The 17320-nt window shown below is 50.8% G+C and carries 14 protein-coding genes; all 14 read left to right on the top strand.

The annotated features are described in order from the left end of the window. Positions 1–350: 350 nt before the first annotated feature. On the top strand, positions 351–929 hold the full coding sequence (locus MHN01_RS01425) for a type II secretion system protein (protein WP_239409699.1): 579 nt from the start codon (positions 351–353) through the stop codon (positions 927–929). Positions 930–942: 13 nt separating this feature from the next. Then, the gene (locus MHN01_RS01420; protein ID WP_239409698.1) at positions 943–1449 is read left to right on the top strand and encodes a type II secretion system protein; all 507 of its coding nucleotides are present in this window, start codon (positions 943–945) and stop codon (positions 1447–1449) included. A 93-nt stretch (positions 1450–1542) separates the two neighbouring features. Further along, a complete protein-coding gene (locus tag MHN01_RS01415) occupies positions 1543–2064 on the top strand; it encodes a Tfp pilus assembly protein FimT/FimU (RefSeq protein ID WP_239409697.1) in 522 nt (173 codons plus the stop codon). Then, positions 2051–2761: a prepilin-type N-terminal cleavage/methylation domain-containing protein gene (locus tag MHN01_RS01410; protein ID WP_239409696.1), complete on the top strand. Its 711-nt coding sequence runs from the start codon at positions 2051–2053 to the stop codon at positions 2759–2761. The genes MHN01_RS01415 and MHN01_RS01410 overlap by 14 nt, the downstream gene beginning before the upstream one ends. Further along, the gene (locus MHN01_RS01405) at positions 2761–3480 is read left to right on the top strand and encodes a PilW family protein (RefSeq protein WP_239409695.1); all 720 of its coding nucleotides are present in this window, start codon (positions 2761–2763) and stop codon (positions 3478–3480) included. The genes MHN01_RS01410 and MHN01_RS01405 overlap by 1 nt, the downstream gene beginning before the upstream one ends. Beyond that, on the top strand, positions 3470–3913 hold the full coding sequence (locus MHN01_RS01400) for a hypothetical protein (protein WP_239409694.1): 444 nt from the start codon (positions 3470–3472) through the stop codon (positions 3911–3913). Before MHN01_RS01405 ends, MHN01_RS01400 begins: the two co-directional genes overlap by 11 nt. Further along, on the top strand, positions 3906–7841 hold the full coding sequence (locus MHN01_RS01395) for a polymer-forming cytoskeletal protein (protein WP_239409693.1): 3936 nt from the start codon (positions 3906–3908) through the stop codon (positions 7839–7841). The genes MHN01_RS01400 and MHN01_RS01395 overlap by 8 nt, the downstream gene beginning before the upstream one ends. A gap of 117 nt (positions 7842–7958) precedes the next feature. Further along, a complete protein-coding gene (gene mreB / locus MHN01_RS01390; protein ID WP_075762409.1) occupies positions 7959–9002 on the top strand; it encodes a rod shape-determining protein MreB in 1044 nt (347 codons plus the stop codon). A 40-nt stretch (positions 9003–9042) separates the two neighbouring features. Beyond that, entirely contained in the window at positions 9043–9903 is an 861-nt protein-coding gene (mreC, locus tag MHN01_RS01385) for a rod shape-determining protein MreC (RefSeq protein WP_239409692.1), read from the top strand. Further along, positions 9893–10381: a rod shape-determining protein MreD gene (gene mreD / locus MHN01_RS01380; protein ID WP_075762407.1), complete on the top strand. Its 489-nt coding sequence runs from the start codon at positions 9893–9895 to the stop codon at positions 10379–10381. Before mreC ends, mreD begins: the two co-directional genes overlap by 11 nt. Before the next feature lie 89 nt (positions 10382–10470). After that, on the top strand, positions 10471–11049 hold the full coding sequence (locus MHN01_RS01375) for a nucleoside triphosphate pyrophosphatase (protein WP_239409691.1): 579 nt from the start codon (positions 10471–10473) through the stop codon (positions 11047–11049). 8 nt (positions 11050–11057) lie between these two features. Then, a complete protein-coding gene (rng, locus tag MHN01_RS01370; RefSeq protein WP_239409690.1) occupies positions 11058–12527 on the top strand; it encodes a ribonuclease G in 1470 nt (489 codons plus the stop codon). 21 nt (positions 12528–12548) lie between these two features. Then, positions 12549–16454, top strand: a complete 3906-nt coding sequence (locus MHN01_RS01365; RefSeq protein WP_239409689.1) for a YhdP family protein — start codon at positions 12549–12551, stop codon at positions 16452–16454. A gap of 39 nt (positions 16455–16493) precedes the next feature. Further along, positions 16494–17312, top strand: coding sequence for a carbon-nitrogen hydrolase family protein (locus MHN01_RS01360; RefSeq protein ID WP_239409710.1), 819 nt, complete (start codon positions 16494–16496; stop codon positions 17310–17312). Positions 17313–17320: the final 8 nt, after the last annotated feature.

Below are 17320 nucleotides of genomic sequence, written 5' to 3'. Positions count from 1 at the left end.
AAAGCCCTTTGGCTTCTCGCTAGTGATTGAAAATTAAGGATAAGCCTAAGTTGTTTGAGCTGGGTGAGACGAGGCGTTGTTTTCCCGGCTTGGTTGATCAAAATCATGAGTAATGGGCAAGCTGGTTAAAGGAAAATACAAGAGCTGTTGAATTTCAGGGTAGGAGTAGAAACTTGTCGTATATTGCTTTCAAAAAGAGATATGAGATCGGCGTAACTAAATTGCTGCTATTACAAGTATCTGACAGTAAATGGCTAGCATTATTTTAAGAAAATGAGACAATATGTATTGACGGTTTTTTGACGTAAATTGACATGTTAGTGACGATGATCTGACGAGAGGATAAAAATATGAAAAGACAAGCGGGTTTTTCCCTGGTCGAGCTGATGATTGTGATCATCGTTGTAGGTTTGCTGGCGGTTGCCGCATTACCACGCTTTATTAATATTACAGACGAAGCGAAGAAAGCTTCGATTGAAGGTGTTGCTGGTGGTTTTGCGACAGCTGTAATGTCGGCACGTGCACAGTGGGAGGCTTATGGCCGCCCTGTTCAAAGTGGATTTAACCGTGTTAATTATGACGGTACAGATTTTTACCTTTCAACTAAGGCAAAAGATAGCTTTTTGGTTGGTGAAGGTTACCCAGTATCTCAAAGCCAGCATCAAGTAAATGAAGTTGTTAATGATGACTGTGTGTGGTTGATGGAAAACCTTCTACAAAACCCGCCGCTAGTGACCAAAGATAGTACCGAAGCTGTTAATGGCAGCAACTTATTTTATACCACGGCTAACGGTTCGGGTGTCAATAAAGAATGTCGTTATTATCAGTTAGCATCGGCAGATACTAAGGGGACAACGAATAACATTACCTCTGGGCATTATTTTTCATATCTACCAGCCAAAGGCCAGGTAAAAGTAACAATAAGATAAATAGGAGTAAGTTATGAAACGTCAAGGCGGTTTTACGCTAATTGAATTGGTGGTTGTGATTGTAATTTTGGGTATTCTGGCGGTAACCGCTGCACCTAAGTTTATGAACTTCCAGGATGATGCACGTATCGCATCGCTACAGGGCCTGAAAGGCGGTATCGATGGCGGTGCATCTATCGTATACGGAAAAGCAGCATTAACCGGCCAGGATTCTAAAACAGGTGTTACGGTTGAAGGTATTGCGACTGAGTATGGTTATCCTGCAGCATCAACAACTGGTATCCAGCTTGCTGTAACTGGCCTTGATTCCGCTGATTGGGTTATGGCTTTTGGTACTGAAGGTACTGCTCCAAATACGACGAATCATGGTGCATTTACACTGACAGGTAAGAAGCCTGATACTGTAGATTATGACAACATTATCGCGACTAAGTGCTTTGTCAAATACAGTGAAGCAACGGGTTCTTCTGCAGATAAAGCGGCTAAAACGACAATCGTAACGACCGATTGTAATAAATGATCAAATAGGGCTCTCATGAGCCCTATTTTCCGAGTCGCTTTCTTCATGAGTGCGACTCGGAAAATAGTAGACGCGAATGCATATGGAGGTTCAATGAATAATCGCCAGCTAGGTTTTACATTGGTTGAGCTGGTGGTTGTCATTATTCTTATTGGCATACTCGGGGTCACTGCAACCTCGAAAATGATCGGCCCCAGCAGCTTTGATGCATACCTGAACCGCGATCAGGCTATCTCCATTGCCAGACAAGTCCAGATCCTGTCGATGAACCAGTCGATCTCATCTGCCACAGATCCCAATGCCTCCTGTTATACCTTGCAAATCTCATCTGATTATTTTGGCAGTCCTCGATGCGATAGCGTTCTGCCGAGCATGCCGCCGGCATTGACGGCTGCTGATAATAACCTGAGCCTGTCCGCCGAAGGTCTAACTGTCACCAATCTGTATTTTGATATGCTGGGACAACCTTTCTATTTTACCGGCTCTGGAGCCAATGAGGCGCGAGTCTATGCCTGCCGAAGCAACTCGGGCTGCAAGCTCACATTCCGCTCGGGGGCCAATGAGACAACCACCATGTGCATCAATCAGGAAGGGTATATTTATGCCGACTGCTAGTGGTCCGTGCTCAAGGCTAACAGTCAGGCAGGCAGGTTTTACCCTGATAGAAGGGATTATCAGCATTGTGATCCTGGGCATTGCCATGATCACTCTCACCAGCTTTCTGTTTCCTCAGGCCGAACGTTCGGCGACCCCATATTATCAGGCCCGTGCTTCTGCAATCGGCAATGCCTTTCTTAATGAAGTATTGTCGCGCAAGTTTGATGAGAATAGCGATCCTTTCGGAGACAGTGCGGTGCGCTGTGGTGAAGCCGGGGCACAGGCATGTACGACGCCGGAAAGTTCGGGTAGCTGGCCACGGGATGATGTCCAGCAGGATGGGACCAGCAAAGAGTATTTTGCCTATGTTGATCCGATTAGCGGTAATCGACTGGGCTGGGGGCTGATGGTATCAGCGGCAGATGATATCGATGATTTTCACGGTTGCTGGGGGGATTTTTCTCTGTGTGGCAAGCGCTATAGCAGCAACCAGTTTCCCTGGCGTGGATTTATTGAGAACCTGCTGGCAGACGAACAGGGGAAAAATGAGCGTTATCTGAATATGACGGTAAAAATTGCGGTCAGCTACGATACGTCCCTTAATACCAGCTATCCAAATAACGCTTTTCTCCATCAGCACAAACGGATTGATGTCGAGGTCGATACCGGTCGCTATGGCACCTATGACTTTGTTGCCTATAGGAGTAATTACTGATGAGGTGGCAACGAGGCTTTACCCTGGTTGAAATGGTGATGGCCTTGGTGATCCTGGGCATTATTTCACTGGCCATTGGTAGTTACCTGCAGTTGGGAACGCAGGGATATGTCGACACGGTAAATCGTGATCGGGCCCAGTCGATTGCGCGTTTTGCCTTGGAAAAAATAACCCGGGAGGTGCGTCATGCCGCGCCTAACAGTATATCGACATCCAATTATGGGGCCTGTTTATCGTTCTATCCGGTCAGGTACTCCGGCTTTTATCAGGGGGATCCCGATAGCGCAGCAATGAGCCTTGTTCCGGCAATAGGCTCGGCCACCGAATGGAAAGCGATTAATACGCAGGCTGACTTAGCCCTGGCGATTGGCTTGCCGTCGGCCACCGAGTACGAGGCAAAACGTAATACGATAAACTCTGTCGCCGACGGGACCGAGCAAGGTGAACTGACCGTTAACCTTGCTGCCTCGCCCTTATATTCTTCACCAGCGAAGCGAGCCTATGTCTATGGCGATAAAGTCGAATATTGTCTGACGGGGAGCCTGCTGACCCGACAAGGGAATCGGATTGCCGAGGACGTGAAGTCTGTTGAATTCGTCGCAGAAGGGGCGGGGTTGCAGAATAACGGTATGGTGCACATTTCACTGGTGATTGAGAAAGCCAATACCGATGACACTTTCTCTTACAACCATACAGTGCAGGTGATCAATGTCCTATAGCAAGCAACGTGGCAGCGCCCTGATTGTTTCGGTGTTTATCATCACTGTGATGGCGGGCTTTGCAGCCGCCATGATCCGTATTGATTGGTCAGGCCAGGAAACGACATCACGGGAAGTGTTTGCGACCCGGGCGTGGTTTGCGGCGCACTCGGGCAATGAGATTGTACTGAGTAAGTTGTTTCCGCTGGGTCAGAAAGTATCTGATCCTGATGCATGTTCACAAGGGGGAAGCAGTGATACCAAAACTTATACAGTGGATGCCAGCTTGTTTCAATGTCAGAAAGTGACCGTTGTTTGTACCCGCTTTAAATATGGCCCGGAATCACAAGGCACCTATAAATATCGGTTGGAAAGCAGTGCGACCTGCGGCAATGGCAAGTTTGCGACAACTCGTATTCAGGAAACTTGGGCAAAGGATCTACCAAATGAATAATAAGCTCGCGAGTTTAATTTTTTTTGTCATTGCTATGTTTTCTGGTCGAGCCATGGCGCAAGCGGCGATTAGCTTTACTCAGTGCCCATTTACTGGACCGGCCCAAACGTGGAGTTCAAGCGGTGAAGCTGATATTACATCTTCCAGTGAAATTTCGGGTGCTGTTGAAGGCCAATATCTCGGTTTTAACAAGGTTAGTACCAAGTCACACAGCTGCGGAAAGCACACCAAATGCCTTAGCAATACCCAGTATAAGCAAGATTATCCGGGAAAAGATTTGCTTGTTAGCCAGCCTTCGTTTGTCTCATTTCAGGTGAATAGTAACGAGAAGAAATTTGAATCCAGTGGTTCACTAACTCCGGATAGCTATAAAAAAGTAGAAGTGCTGAAAAAGGCTACAGTCACCTTATCTGCAGGGGAGTACTGGATCGATGAATTCGCAATTAAGGAAAACAGTGAGATCAATATAACGGGGCCGGTTGTTCTTAATGTGAATAAGTTGACGCTTGATGATAAAGCGTCAATCAATCACACTGGCGCACCAGCTGAGTTATTAATAATCGGGCATATCAATGACGGTACGATTGAGCTGAAATCGAAGAAAAAAGATCATGAATTCAATGCTTATATTGCAGCCTATAAGGATGTCTTGATATCCGAAAAAACCAAGATCAAAGGGGCTGTTATTGCCTATAAGCTCAAGCTAGACAAGCAAGGGATGCTGACCTCAGATCTTAGTGGTTGTGATAGTGTTGAACCGCCGCCGGAACTGGATCACTGTGAGTTGTTTCCCGGTCCAGTGCAAACGTGGGAAGGAAATACGAACAACCTGATTACGACAGACAGCACTAACTTAATCACCAAGACAAATAATTACCAGATAGGTTTCTCAAACCAAATCATCACCAGTTACCCTTCGGATTATCACCCGCCAAGTACACCAGCGCTCGGTAAGTGTGATGGTCAGGCGTGTCAGCTCAACGGGACCTTCGCAAAGAAGAAAACGCTGAGCTGGAGTAGCTCAGGGGCGTCACAATCACTGCAAAATACCGTGATCACGGATACTCAGACAGCAAGTCCAGGTACTTATTATTATGCAGGCTTGGGATGGACTTATGGTTTAACCGTTGAGCCTACCGGTAACTTGACGTTGCCTTCCGGTGAATATTGGGTGGATGCTGCTGATATTCGAGGCGGGCTGACTATTGATGGTCAGGTTACATTGCACGTTAAGGATGAGCTGAATATTGGCGGGGCGGTGAATACCTTAAATCCTGCCGATAATCTGACGATTTTTGCCTATAACTCCGGCGAAGCCTGTCCACTTCCTGGGAACTACCCGAGTGGACCGCCTCAGGTGAATGTCGATTATGCGGTGAATATTAATGTTTCCGGTGAGTTTAACGGTCGGATCTATTCGCAGGGGCCGGTTGCCTTATCTAATGCGACAACTGTGATTGGCGCAGTAACAGCTTGCCAATTGCAAATGAGTAATACGGCCAAAGTTGTTGGTGATAGCCAGTGTTTCGATCCTGTTCCGCAAGAGTACCTACTAGAGTTAGTGCCTGACGATGATCTCCAGTTGGTGTGTGAGCGTCAGTCTGTCGAGTTTCAGGTGAAGGACAAGAGCACGCAGTCATTGATCACAGACTATAGTGGTCAGGTCACGATTACCGCACCAGATGCGTTTCCGTCTGGTCAGGCGTTTTGGTATTTGTCCGAAACTGGGGGGGAAAATACCAAGCGGGATATCATGGGTAATAACACGTCTTTTGCTGTTAGCGGTGGCAAGGTGAAGCTCTGGCTGAAAAGTGACTTTGTCGGCTCGATTGGGGTAACTGGCAACTTGTCGACAGACACAGCCGATCCGAAGACGGGAAATTTTCAGTTCGTTCCCTTTAAGCTGGAAATCCAGCAAGGAGAGCTAAAATCGGTTGCGAACAAGCCTCAGGATATTTCGATCGTAGCCAAAGCTTGTGCGGACGATAAGAATGATGACTCCATTGCTAACGGTTATACCGGCGTGAGAACGCTTAAATTCGGTACGGAGTATACAGCGCCTACAGCTTTGCAAGGCGCTGGCGCGGCGAGTCTGTTACTGAAAGACAAAGATGGAAAATGGCAGGCCAGTGAGGGCAAGTTTGAGTTTAAGGTTGAGATAAATGCAGACAATACAGAAACCGTCCGGGCCCGCACTGCACTAAAATATGCCGATGCGGGCAGAACCAAACTCATCCTTTATGATCCTAACTGTACCCGGACAAAATGCGACATCGATACGATTTCCCGTTTGATGGCTGCCGAACAAACGTCGCTGAGTAGCTGGGAACGTTTGGAGGGCGTTCAGTCTGTGGCGACACGCCCTTTTACCTTTGCACTGTGTAATGATGGTACTGCCAAGTCAATCCAAGATGCGACGGGAACCTCTGAGCAAGGAAATGCCTTTGTTGCAGCCGGAGAGGCGTTTGGTTTGAAGGTCAAGCCTGTCGTCTGGATGGAGAGTGATGGTAATAGCACGATTGACACTAGTCAGAATGCAATAGCCGCTGTTGATTCTTCGGGTATGTGCGGGCGTGTGATCACGCCAAGTTTTTATTCCGAGAATGCTCCGGTGGCAAGTGTGGTGCTGAGTATTCCCTCTGGTGACGGGATCAGGCCACACTCCCCTGACAAGGATGGTGCGATACCCGGAAGCCTGACGAGTTCCTCGTTATCCAATGTGCAAATTAAAGACAGTGCCTTTTCTGCCAGCTGGAGTGAGGTAGGCAGCATCTGGCTACAGGCTGATACTCAGGCCAAGTACCTGGATATGGATATCAATATGGGCCAGCGACCTGTCGGCCGCTTCTACCCGGATCATTTTTCCGTCGTTGTAAATCCGGGAGGCAGTGAAGGGATCCTTCCGGCCAATGGATCCTTCTCTTATATGGAGCAGCCATTTACCGGCAAGTTTACGGTCAAGGCCATGAATACCTCGGCACCGGTCGGTAACTATCATCTTTTTGCCTCGTCGTTACAAGCGGACTTTGGTTTATGGCTGGGAAGCCTGGTTAGCGGTCAGTATGAATCTTTAGATCTGGCAAGGCTTCACGTATGTAACACCCAACAATGTCAGGCGGATTTGGCTTGGCAAAGTTGGGGCAATGTCGCTTCTCAAGGTTCGGTGTCGCCACAAAGCGGGCGGGTCTTTGATGCGACCGGTTCTGACAAGCCGAGAATGACGATCGCCCGTCTCACTGATACCGGTTTTACCTGTCCGCTGGATGACCCAAATAGTTGTGCCCATGCGACCAAAGCAGACGGTCCCTATCAGGCCCTCGATTTCAGGGTCAATGTCAGCAAGTTTGCCGATGGCGTTGATTTTGTCCTGACTGCAACTGAGAAAAATCAGAATGCTGTCGGGGCTTATGTCGACAGGACGGATATCCGCTACGGACGTATGGTACTGGAGGATGTTGGCGGACGTGCCGACAGCAAGATAGCGATTCCGCTTCGGGCCGAATATTGGGACGGCAATGATTTTGAAACCAATACGGATGACAGCTTATCGACATTTGACGGAGATAATTACTGTAAGCAGATCATTGCCCAGTCCGATTCCACGGTGACAGACAGCACGTCCCAGACCTCGGGGCAAGGAAGTGTTACTGCCGGAGAGATAAGCTCCGGTGAGTTTGTGGCACAGCCTCACTCCAAAACCAATTACCGAGAGCAGGTTCAGTTCTGGCAGCGGCTGACATCGGCAACACCTGCCAAGCTCAAGGCGAGTGATTGTACGGGTAGTCATTCAAATCAGCCCTGGTTGCAGTACAACTGGCGTCAATTTGGTGATGAAAGCCCATCCGCCGTTGTGACCTTCGGTGTTTATCGAGGCAACGATCGCATCATTTATCGTGGAGAAAAGGGGATGAATCAGCTGCTCAACTAAATAAAATGCGGATCTGTGGCAGGTTTGACAAAGCTTACCTTGTCTCGATCCGTGCCCCTTGGTACATTTAGCGCAATTTAACGAATTTTGTAAGCTTGCAGGAATTAGCCGAAGACTATGTTTAAAAAACTTCGTGGCATGTTTTCTAATGACCTGTCTATTGACCTGGGTACTGCCAACACCCTTATTTATGTCAAAGGACAGGGCATCGTACTCGATGAACCATCAGTAGTAGCTATTCGTCAGGACCGAGCTGGCGCAACCAAAAGTGTTGCAGCCGTAGGTCACGACGCCAAACAAATGCTTGGTCGTACACCTGGCAATATCGCTGCTATCCGTCCGATGAAAGACGGCGTAATTGCCGATTTTTACGTGACCGAGAAAATGCTTCAGCATTTTATCAAGCAGGTCCACGACAACAGCATTCTACGTCCTAGCCCACGCGTACTGGTTGCTGTTCCTTGTGGTTCTACTCAGGTTGAGCGTCGAGCTATCCGTGAATCTGCACAAGGTGCGGGTGCCCGCGAAGTGTATCTGATTGACGAGCCGATGGCGGCAGCGATCGGTGCCGGCATGCCAGTATCGGAAGCGACCGGTTCGATGGTGATCGATATCGGTGGTGGTACTACCGAAGTTGCCGTTATCTCTCTAAACGGCGTGGTTTACTCCTCGTCGGTACGCATTGGTGGTGACCGTTTTGATGAGGCGGTTATTAACTATGTTCGCCGTAACTACGGCAGCCTGATTGGTGAAGCAACGGCCGAGCGTATCAAGCATGAAATCGGTTCGGCTTACCCGGGCGATGAAGTGCGCGAAATTGAAGTGCGTGGTCGTAACTTGGCTGAAGGTGTACCTCGCAGCTTTACCCTTAACTCCAACGAAATTCTAGAAGCCCTGCAGGAACCTCTGACCGGTATCGTGTCGGCGGTGATGGTTGCACTTGAACAGTGTCCGCCAGAACTGGCATCAGATATCTCTGAGCGCGGCATGGTGCTAACCGGTGGTGGTGCGCTGTTACGCGATCTTGATCGCCTACTGACCGAAGAAACCGGGATCCCAGTTGTTGTTGCCGAAGATCCGCTAACCTGTGTTGCACGTGGCGGTGGTAAGGCACTGGAAATGATCGACATGCACGGCGGCGATCTCTTCAGCGAAGAATAATGCCATCTTCGGCAATAGACAGAACAGGTTATAGCGTTAGATGAAACCTATATTTGGCAGAGGGCCTTCTCTGCAGTTACGCCTGTTTCTTGCCATATTACTGTCGGTTGGTCTGATGCTGGCCGACAGCCGCCTAGATGCCTTCGCCAATGTACGTTATTTGCTGAACTCAGCGATTTCACCACTCCAGTATGCTGCTAACTTACCTCGCGATTTGTTAGATGGTATGTCAGGTCAGTTGAGCTCCCATCAGCGTTTGTTGGCAGAGAATAAAGCACTTAAGCGTGATTTACTGGTAAAGCAGAGTGATGTACTGCTGCTGGACCAGTTAAAGCAGGAAAACCAGCGTTTACGCGAGCTGTTGGGCTCACCTTTCGTCCGCGACGAGAAGAAACTGATCGCGGAGGTGATGGCGGTGGACTCCGATCCCTACAGTCACCAGGTGATGATTGATAAGGGGCGGGTTGACGGTGTCTATGAAGGCCAGCCGGTGATCAATGAAAAAGGGATTGTCGGCCAGGTGTCCTATGTTGGTGCCCATAATAGCCGAGTGCTGCTGTTGATTGACCCGACCCATGCAATTCCGATCCAGGTTGTGCGCAATGACATACGGGTAATTGCCTCGGGCAGCGGCCAGATCGACCAGATCCAGCTTGAACACGTCCCGAGCAGTACCGATATCGAAGTCGGCGACTTGCTGGTGACATCCGGCCTGGGCGGCCGGTATCCGGAGGGTTATCCGGTTGGACATGTCACCGAGTTTTCGTTTGATAACAAGCGCCCGTTTGCCCAGATAAAGGCAAAACCGACGGTACAGTTCGACCGCCTGCGATATTTGCTGCTGGTATGGCCGACATCGCGGGAAACGCTGATGGTAGGAGAACTCAATAGTGGCGAATAGTCGACCAAGTGGCCGCTTGCTGATTTGGCTATCTTTTATCGTGGCACTGATCCTACAGGCCGCGCCATGGCCCGGCGAACTGGAGCTGTTCAGGCCCTCATGGGTGTTGCTGGTGGCCTTTTACTGGGTGCTGGCATTGCCGCACCGGGTCAATGTCGGTACCGCATTGCTGTTGGGACTGCTGTGGGATTTGATGCTGGGCTCGACGCTCGGGGTACGGGGCCTGATGATGTCGGTGCTGTGCTATGTCGTTGCCCTGAACTTCCAGGTACTGCGCAACCTCTCTCTGTGGCAGCAGGCGATTCTGGTTGCCTTGCTGACATTGGCCGGCAAGCTGGTGGAGTTTTGGGCCGAATACTTGGTCTCGGTGATCACCTTCGAGCCGGAACGACTTTGGGCCGTGCTGCTGAACTTCCTGCTCTGGCCATGGCTGTTTTTGTTGCTACGGCGAATGCGTCGTAAGTTCTCAATTCGTTAAATTACTTTCCCAACTAGGTCTGTTCGGTGTTAGGTTGTAAAGCATGACATCGAATGGATCTTTTTGATATTTATATAAATGGTATCGTCATGCCTGCATTGCAACTGTATCTGGCTTCGGGATCTCCCCGGCGAAAAGAACTACTGGCTCAACTGGGTTATACCTTTGAACGGGTTGTCGTAGACGTCGAAGAGTGCCATCAGCCGGATGAGGCACCGGCTGATTATGTTCAGCGCCTATCGCAGGATAAGGCACAGGCCGGGGTGAAAGAAACCGATGGCCAGACGCCGGTGCTGGGTTCAGATACTATTGTTGTAGTAGATGATGAAATTCTGGAAAAGCCCAAAGACTTTGCCGATGCCAGGCGCATGCTGACCCTGCTGTCCGGTCGCCAACACCAGGTGATGACGGCTGTGACTCTGGCCACGGCAACGCGTAGCAAAACCTGCCTGGTGACTACGAACGTTTGGTTCAAGACTTTGTCAGAAAAAGAAATAGAAGCATATTGGCAAAGCGGCGAGCCGCAAGATAAAGCCGGCAGCTATGGCATCCAGGGGATCGGCGGCAAGTTTATTGAGCGCATCGATGGCAGTTATTATGCTGTGGTGGGGTTACCGTTAATGGAAACCGACATCATGGTTCAGGACTTTTTAAGTTTATCAATTTAGAGGCAACCATGAGCACAGAGCTGCTGATTAACGTGACGCCAAGTGAGACGCGCGTTGCAATGATTGAAGGAGGGACCCTTCAGGAAGTACATATAGAGCGAGAGTCAAAACGTGGAATTGTCGGCAACATTTACAAAGGCCGCGTAAGCCGGGTATTGCCGGGTATGCAGGCGGCATTTGTTGATATCGGACTGGAGAAAGCGGCATTCCTGCATGCCTCCGATATTGTGCCTCATACTGAATGTGTGGCCGAGAACGAAAAGCAGCAGTTTCAGGTTCGGGATATCTCCGAGCTGGTCCGTCAGGGACAGGATCTGGTGGTTCAGGTGGTCAAGGATCCCCTGGGAACCAAAGGAGCTCGCCTCACTACAGACGTGACGCTGCCGTCGCGTTATCTGGTCTTCATGCCGGGCGCCGGCCACGTCGGTGTCTCTCAGCGTATCGAAAGCGAAAGTGAGCGAGAGCGCCTGAAGAAGGTCGTCAATAAGCACTGTGACGAGCTGGGTGGCTTTATTATTCGTACCGCTGCCGAAGGGGCAACGGCGGAAGAGCTTGCCCAGGATGCCGCCTTCCTCAAACATTTGTGGCGTAAAGTGCTGGAGCGCCGGGCCAAGCATAAGCCCAAGTCGATGCTGTATGGCGAACTCGGTTTGGCACAGCGGATCCTGCGTGACTTCGTTGGCACCGAACTGGATTGCATCAAGGTTGACTCACGCCTCGGTTATGAAAAGCTGAAAGAATTTACCGATGAATTTGTGCCGGAGCTGAGCGAGAAGCTTGAGTATTACGCTGGCGAGCAGCCTATATTTGATCTATATGATACGGAAAGTGAAATTCAGCGCTCGTTGGATCGCAAGGTTGAGCTGAAGTCGGGTGGTTACCTCATTATTGATCAGACTGAAGCGATGACGACGGTCGATATCAATACCGGGGCCTTTGTCGGTCGCCGTAACTTGGAAGAGACCATCTTCAATACTAATATTGAGGCCACCAAGGCGATCGCCCGTCAGCTTAGGTTACGCAACCTGGGCGGGATCATTATTATCGATTTCATTGATATGGCACTGGAAGATCACCAGCGTCGTGTCTTGCTGGCACTGGAGCAGGCACTTTCCTACGACCGGGTAAAAACCAATATCAACGGCTTTACTCAGCTGGGCCTGGTCGAGATGACCCGTAAGCGGACCCGTGAAAGTATCGAGCATGTGCTATGCGGCACCTGCCCGACCTGTGAAGGTCGAGGTACGGTCAAAACCGTTGAAAGTGTCTGCTACGAGATCTTGCGTGAAATTACCCGGGTCAACCGAGCTTATGACGCTGACCGTTTTGTGGTCTATGTCGCGCCTGCGGTTGCTGAAGTCTTGGCGGGTGACGAATACCATGCTCTGGCTGAGCTGGAAGTGTTTATTGGCAAGCAGGTGAAAATCAAAGCTGAGCCATTATATATCCAGGAACAATTTGACGTTGTAATGATGTAATTACGAATGCGAGGCTATTGAGTGACAACAGTTCCAGTTCGTCTGGCACGTGGATTAATGTGGCTGGTACTGATAGTGTTGGTACTGGCCGCTATTGCGATTAGTGGTCTGCGTTTTTTCCTTCCCCAGCTAAACGAATATCGCGAACCTATCCGCCAGTGGGCATCTGAGCAGGCGGAAATGCGCCTGGAGGTGGCCCATGTAGAAGGGCGATGGCAAAACCTTGGCCCTTCCCTGGTGTTGAAGGGGGTGAGTGTTGACGCAAGTGATGATCCGGGCTCCATTGTTCGGGTCGGTGATGTTGAAATGGAGTTTGATATGCTCCGTTCGGCGTTCGAGATGCGGCCTGTGTTTAAAAATGTGCGTATTGATCAGCTCAGCCTGGATCTAACACGTTTTTCCAGTTCTATGTTTGGCCGGGATACCTCGTCACAGCCCGCCGCCGACACGACCGATCAAGCCGCAACGATCAAACTGCTAGAAGAGCTGTTTTTTGTCCAGTTGGGCAAGTTTTCGCTGCGTAATGCCGATATCACTTTGCTCTCTCCTGCTGGGGATACAAAGCGTATTGATATCAGCGAGCTGAAGTGGGACGGTACCGGCGGCCAGCACCTGGCTGAAGGGGTGATCAGTATTGCCGATACCCACTTTAGCCAGATGCGAGTGATTGCTAACTTATCTGCCAGGCGCTCCCTGCCTGAGCTGTCGGGCAGTATTTATGTCCAGTCCCGGAACCTGTCGATCACGCCGTGGCTTAACAAGCGTATGTTGGGTGGCGCTGATATTACCGGCAGTAATATCAATGCCGAGTTGTGGCTGAATTTGCAAGACGGCAAGGTATTGAACAGCCTGGCAAGGCTGGATAACAGCTACCTGCGCTGGCGTGAGGGCGATGAAAAACATGAGTTCAGGATTTCTAAGGGCCGGGTAGGATTATCCCCGGTTGCTCTGGCCGAGGGAAAAACCGGCTGGCGGATTGACAGTGATCAGATGCTTCTGCAAACCGACCAGCGATTGTGGCCAGCCTTTGATATCGCGGCGCAGTGGGAGCCTGAGCGCTGGCAAGTTGCATTGACCAGCCTGCCTCTTGACCAGCTGCTGCCGTTTGTCAGCTTCTTGCCGGAAGACAATACAGCTGCTGAGATACTCGCCAAACTACAGCCGTCCGGTCAGTTGGATGATATCCGAATCGCCGCTGACGGCGATCAGCCACCGCGTTTTTCGGCCGATCTTAAAGCGTTTGGTATGAAGCAGTGGGAACTGCTGCCTGGCATGAACAAGCTTGATGCAAAGCTATCAGGCAGCCTGGCTGGCGGAAAAGCCAGGCTGGCGCTAAATGATGTTGTACTTCCCTATGGAGAAGTCTTTCAGGCCCCGCTAAATATCACTACAAGTGAAGTGACCGCTTACTGGCAGGTCGGCGATGACGGTTGGCGCTTGTGGAGTGATGCCCTGTCCGTATCGACGCCGCATTTAACTGCTGATGGTCAGTTCCGTCTGGACTTTCCTGCTGAGGCACCTGCCTGGTTGTCATTTTACGGTGAAGCGACGGCCTATGATGCCGGTGAAACGTGGCGGTATTTACCGACGCTGGCATTGGGGCGGGAACTGACAGATTACCTGTCGACGGCTATTCGAGGCGGTAAGGCAGAGCGAGCCCAGCTGCTATGGTACGGTGAGCTCAATGATTTCCCCTACAGCAAAGGCGAGGGGGTCTTTCAGGCCAAGGTACCTTTGCGTGAGGGGCGCTTCAGTTTCGATACAGCATGGCCTGAGCTGACCGAGCTGAAGCTGGATCTACTGTTTGAAAATGATTTTATGTATCTCGATGCCAGCCATGCGAAAACCATGGGAGCGACGGCATCCAAGGTTACCGGTGAAGCCGAGCTTAGCGAAGATGGCCACCTCAAGTTGGCTATTGGTGTGGGTGCCGATGGTCAGCAGGTGCGTGATTATATGTTGGCGACACCGCTGGTTGAATCGGTCGGGGCGGCGCTGACGACGGTCCAGGTCAGCGGTCCGGTAAGCTCGCAGTTTAAACTGGATATTCCTTTTGACGGCAGCGATGTGCGGGCATGGGGCTCGGCGAGTCTGAAAGACAACCGGGTTGCCATGGAGGCCCCGCCACTTCAGTTGGATAAGGTCAGTGGCAGCCTGAGTTTTGATAATGATGTTATTAAGGCCGAGGGTATCCAGGGCATGTTACTCGCGCAGCCTGTTGCCTTCGGTTTTGATGGCAAGAGCGTGGACACGGGCTATCAGGTGGGGGTTAAACTGGATGGAAACTGGGATGTTGCTACCCTGCAACAGCAGGTTGATGATCCTCTGCTGGCCCATGTGAGCGGCCACAGCCGTTGGAACGCCAAGGTCGGCGTTAATCTGCACGATACTGGATTTGACTACAATGTCGACTTGCTGGCCGGGCTGACTGGCGTTAACAGCAAGCTGCCGTATCCGCTGCAAGTGTCGCCGGGGACTAAGCAGCAGGCAAAACTGGCTGTACACGGTAATGCAGAATCGTTGACCGGTAATATCGTTGTGCCTGATGCCACTTACCAGGCGACAATCAATTTAGTGCCTGAGCGCTTGAAGATAGAGGCCAGCGAGCTGTTAGTCGGGAAAGGGAAATTACGCTCTCTCGCACGGGGGAGCCACTCGCTTCGAATCCGTAGTGACTACCTAGACGGTGATCGCTGGGTAGAGCTAATTGAAGAGGTTGATGATAAGACGGCACAAATGGCTCAGGCCGGGCAGCAAACAGTCATGCCAGAGATCCCCAACCCAACTCGGATAAATGCGCGCGTTAAGAAGCTGAAACTGGCGACGTTGAACTGGAATGAGGTTGACCTTGCGATGCGCAGACAGCCTGCGCAGTGGCATATTATTCTGGGTAGCCGGGAAATGACCGGCGAGGCGTTCTGGCCTGATGGCGCACCGTTGAGGGTGACGCTGGAGAAAATGCACCTGAACCTGCCAGGGTTGGATGATGTCGAAGAGCTGCCGCGTAGCAAGTACAAGCCGCAGCAGGATATCCCACCGGCGACTGATTTTGACCGCTCTATGATGGCGAATATCCCGGAGATCGATCTTACGCTTCAGGATGCCTGGCTACAGGGCTATCGACTCGGCAAGGTAACCGGGAAGTTGCGCCGGGAAGGCACTATGCTGGAGCTACAGAACCTGCTGATTGATTCCGGCACGACCTCGCTGAGCCTGGACGGCCACTGGATGCTGGATCATGATCAGAACGAAACCCATATTGCTTTCGACATTGAAGGTGACAACAGCTCAGACTTGATGGGGCGGTTCGGAGTTTCCGGCGGGATCCAGGGGGCGAAGTTCAGTAGCTATGCCTCTATTCAGTGGCAGGGCGCACCATGGGCGATGCACCGTGAAACCTTGACCGGAGAAATGAAATCAGAAACCGGCAAGGGAGTGATCAGTGATGTCGGCGGTGCCGGTCGCTTGCTAGGCCTGTTCAGCTTAGATTCGATTGTGAGAAAAATGCAGCTCGACTTCTCGGGGGTGTTTGATGACGGGTTGGCCTTCAACTATATCAGGGGCTCTGGCAGGATTGAAAATGGTCAGTTCGAAAGTGATGATATAAAAATGCAGGCACTGGCGGGTGACATGTATATTACCGGAAGTGCTAACCTTGTTAATGAAACGGTCGATGCGAAAGTGAAGTTCCTTCCTGACTTTACGTCTGGAATACCGGTGCTGACGGCGTTTGCGGTGGCACCACAAACCGCTATTTTTGTGTTTGCCATTTCAACGGCGTTATCGCCGGTGCTGGATGTCTTTACCCAGATTAACTATGCGGTCACAGGGCCGATTGATTCACCGACGGTCACCGAGAAGTCTCGTTTTACCGGGGAATACACCGTGCCGGAAAAACTGAAGGAACAACAGAATCAGTCAAAGTAATAATGGAATAGTGGTCTTTGTCGGAAAAGGAAGTAAATGATGGCAAAAGTGGGCGTTGTACAAATGAATTCAGGCGCGGATCCTGAAGCCAATTTGCGGCAGCTGAAGAAAAAGCTTAAAGGGTTGCAGCTACAAGGGGCAAAGTTGGTCGTAACCCCGGAGAACTGTCTGGTCTTTGGTTCCCGTGAGGACTATCAACGCCATGCCGAGCTTCTGGGCGAAGGGCCCTTACAGGAAGCCCTGTCGGCGCTGACCCGGCAGCTCGGGATTTGGTTGCTGATAGGTTCAATGCCGATCCGGCAAACTGACGGGGCCATCACCACAACCGCGTTGCTGTTTGATGATGAGGGGCAGTGTCAGGCATCTTACGATAAGTTGCACATGTTTGATGTCGAGGTTGAAGATCAACATCATAGCTACCGCGAATCTGATACGTTCCAGCCGGGACGAGAAATCAAAGTCGTGCCGACGCCTTTTGGAAATATTGGATTATCAATCTGTTATGATATTCGCTTTCCGCAGCTATATACCGCTTTGAGAGAGCAGGGGGCCGATATCATTGTGGTCCCTGCCGCGTTTACCAAGGTGACCGGCAAGGCGCATTGGGATGTACTATTACGTGCTCGAGCTGTGGAGACGCAGTGCTGGATTGTCGCAGCAGCTCAGTGGGGCGAGCACAATGAAGGCCGGGAAACCTGGGGTCATTCGATGATTATTGACCCGTGGGGGCAGGTAGTCGCCTGTCAACAACAGGGAACCGGTGTATTGACAGCCGATCTGGATTTAAATTTAAGCCAGACCATCAGAACAAATATGCCAGTGCTGAAGCATGCTCGTCTGGGCGTGCATCAGCGGTAGGTATCTTA

Source organism: Photobacterium sp. OFAV2-7 (assembly GCF_022347985.1).
Classification (GTDB): Bacteria; Pseudomonadota; Gammaproteobacteria; order Enterobacterales; family Vibrionaceae; genus Photobacterium.
This window is presented reverse-complemented; position numbering and strand designations above follow the sequence as displayed.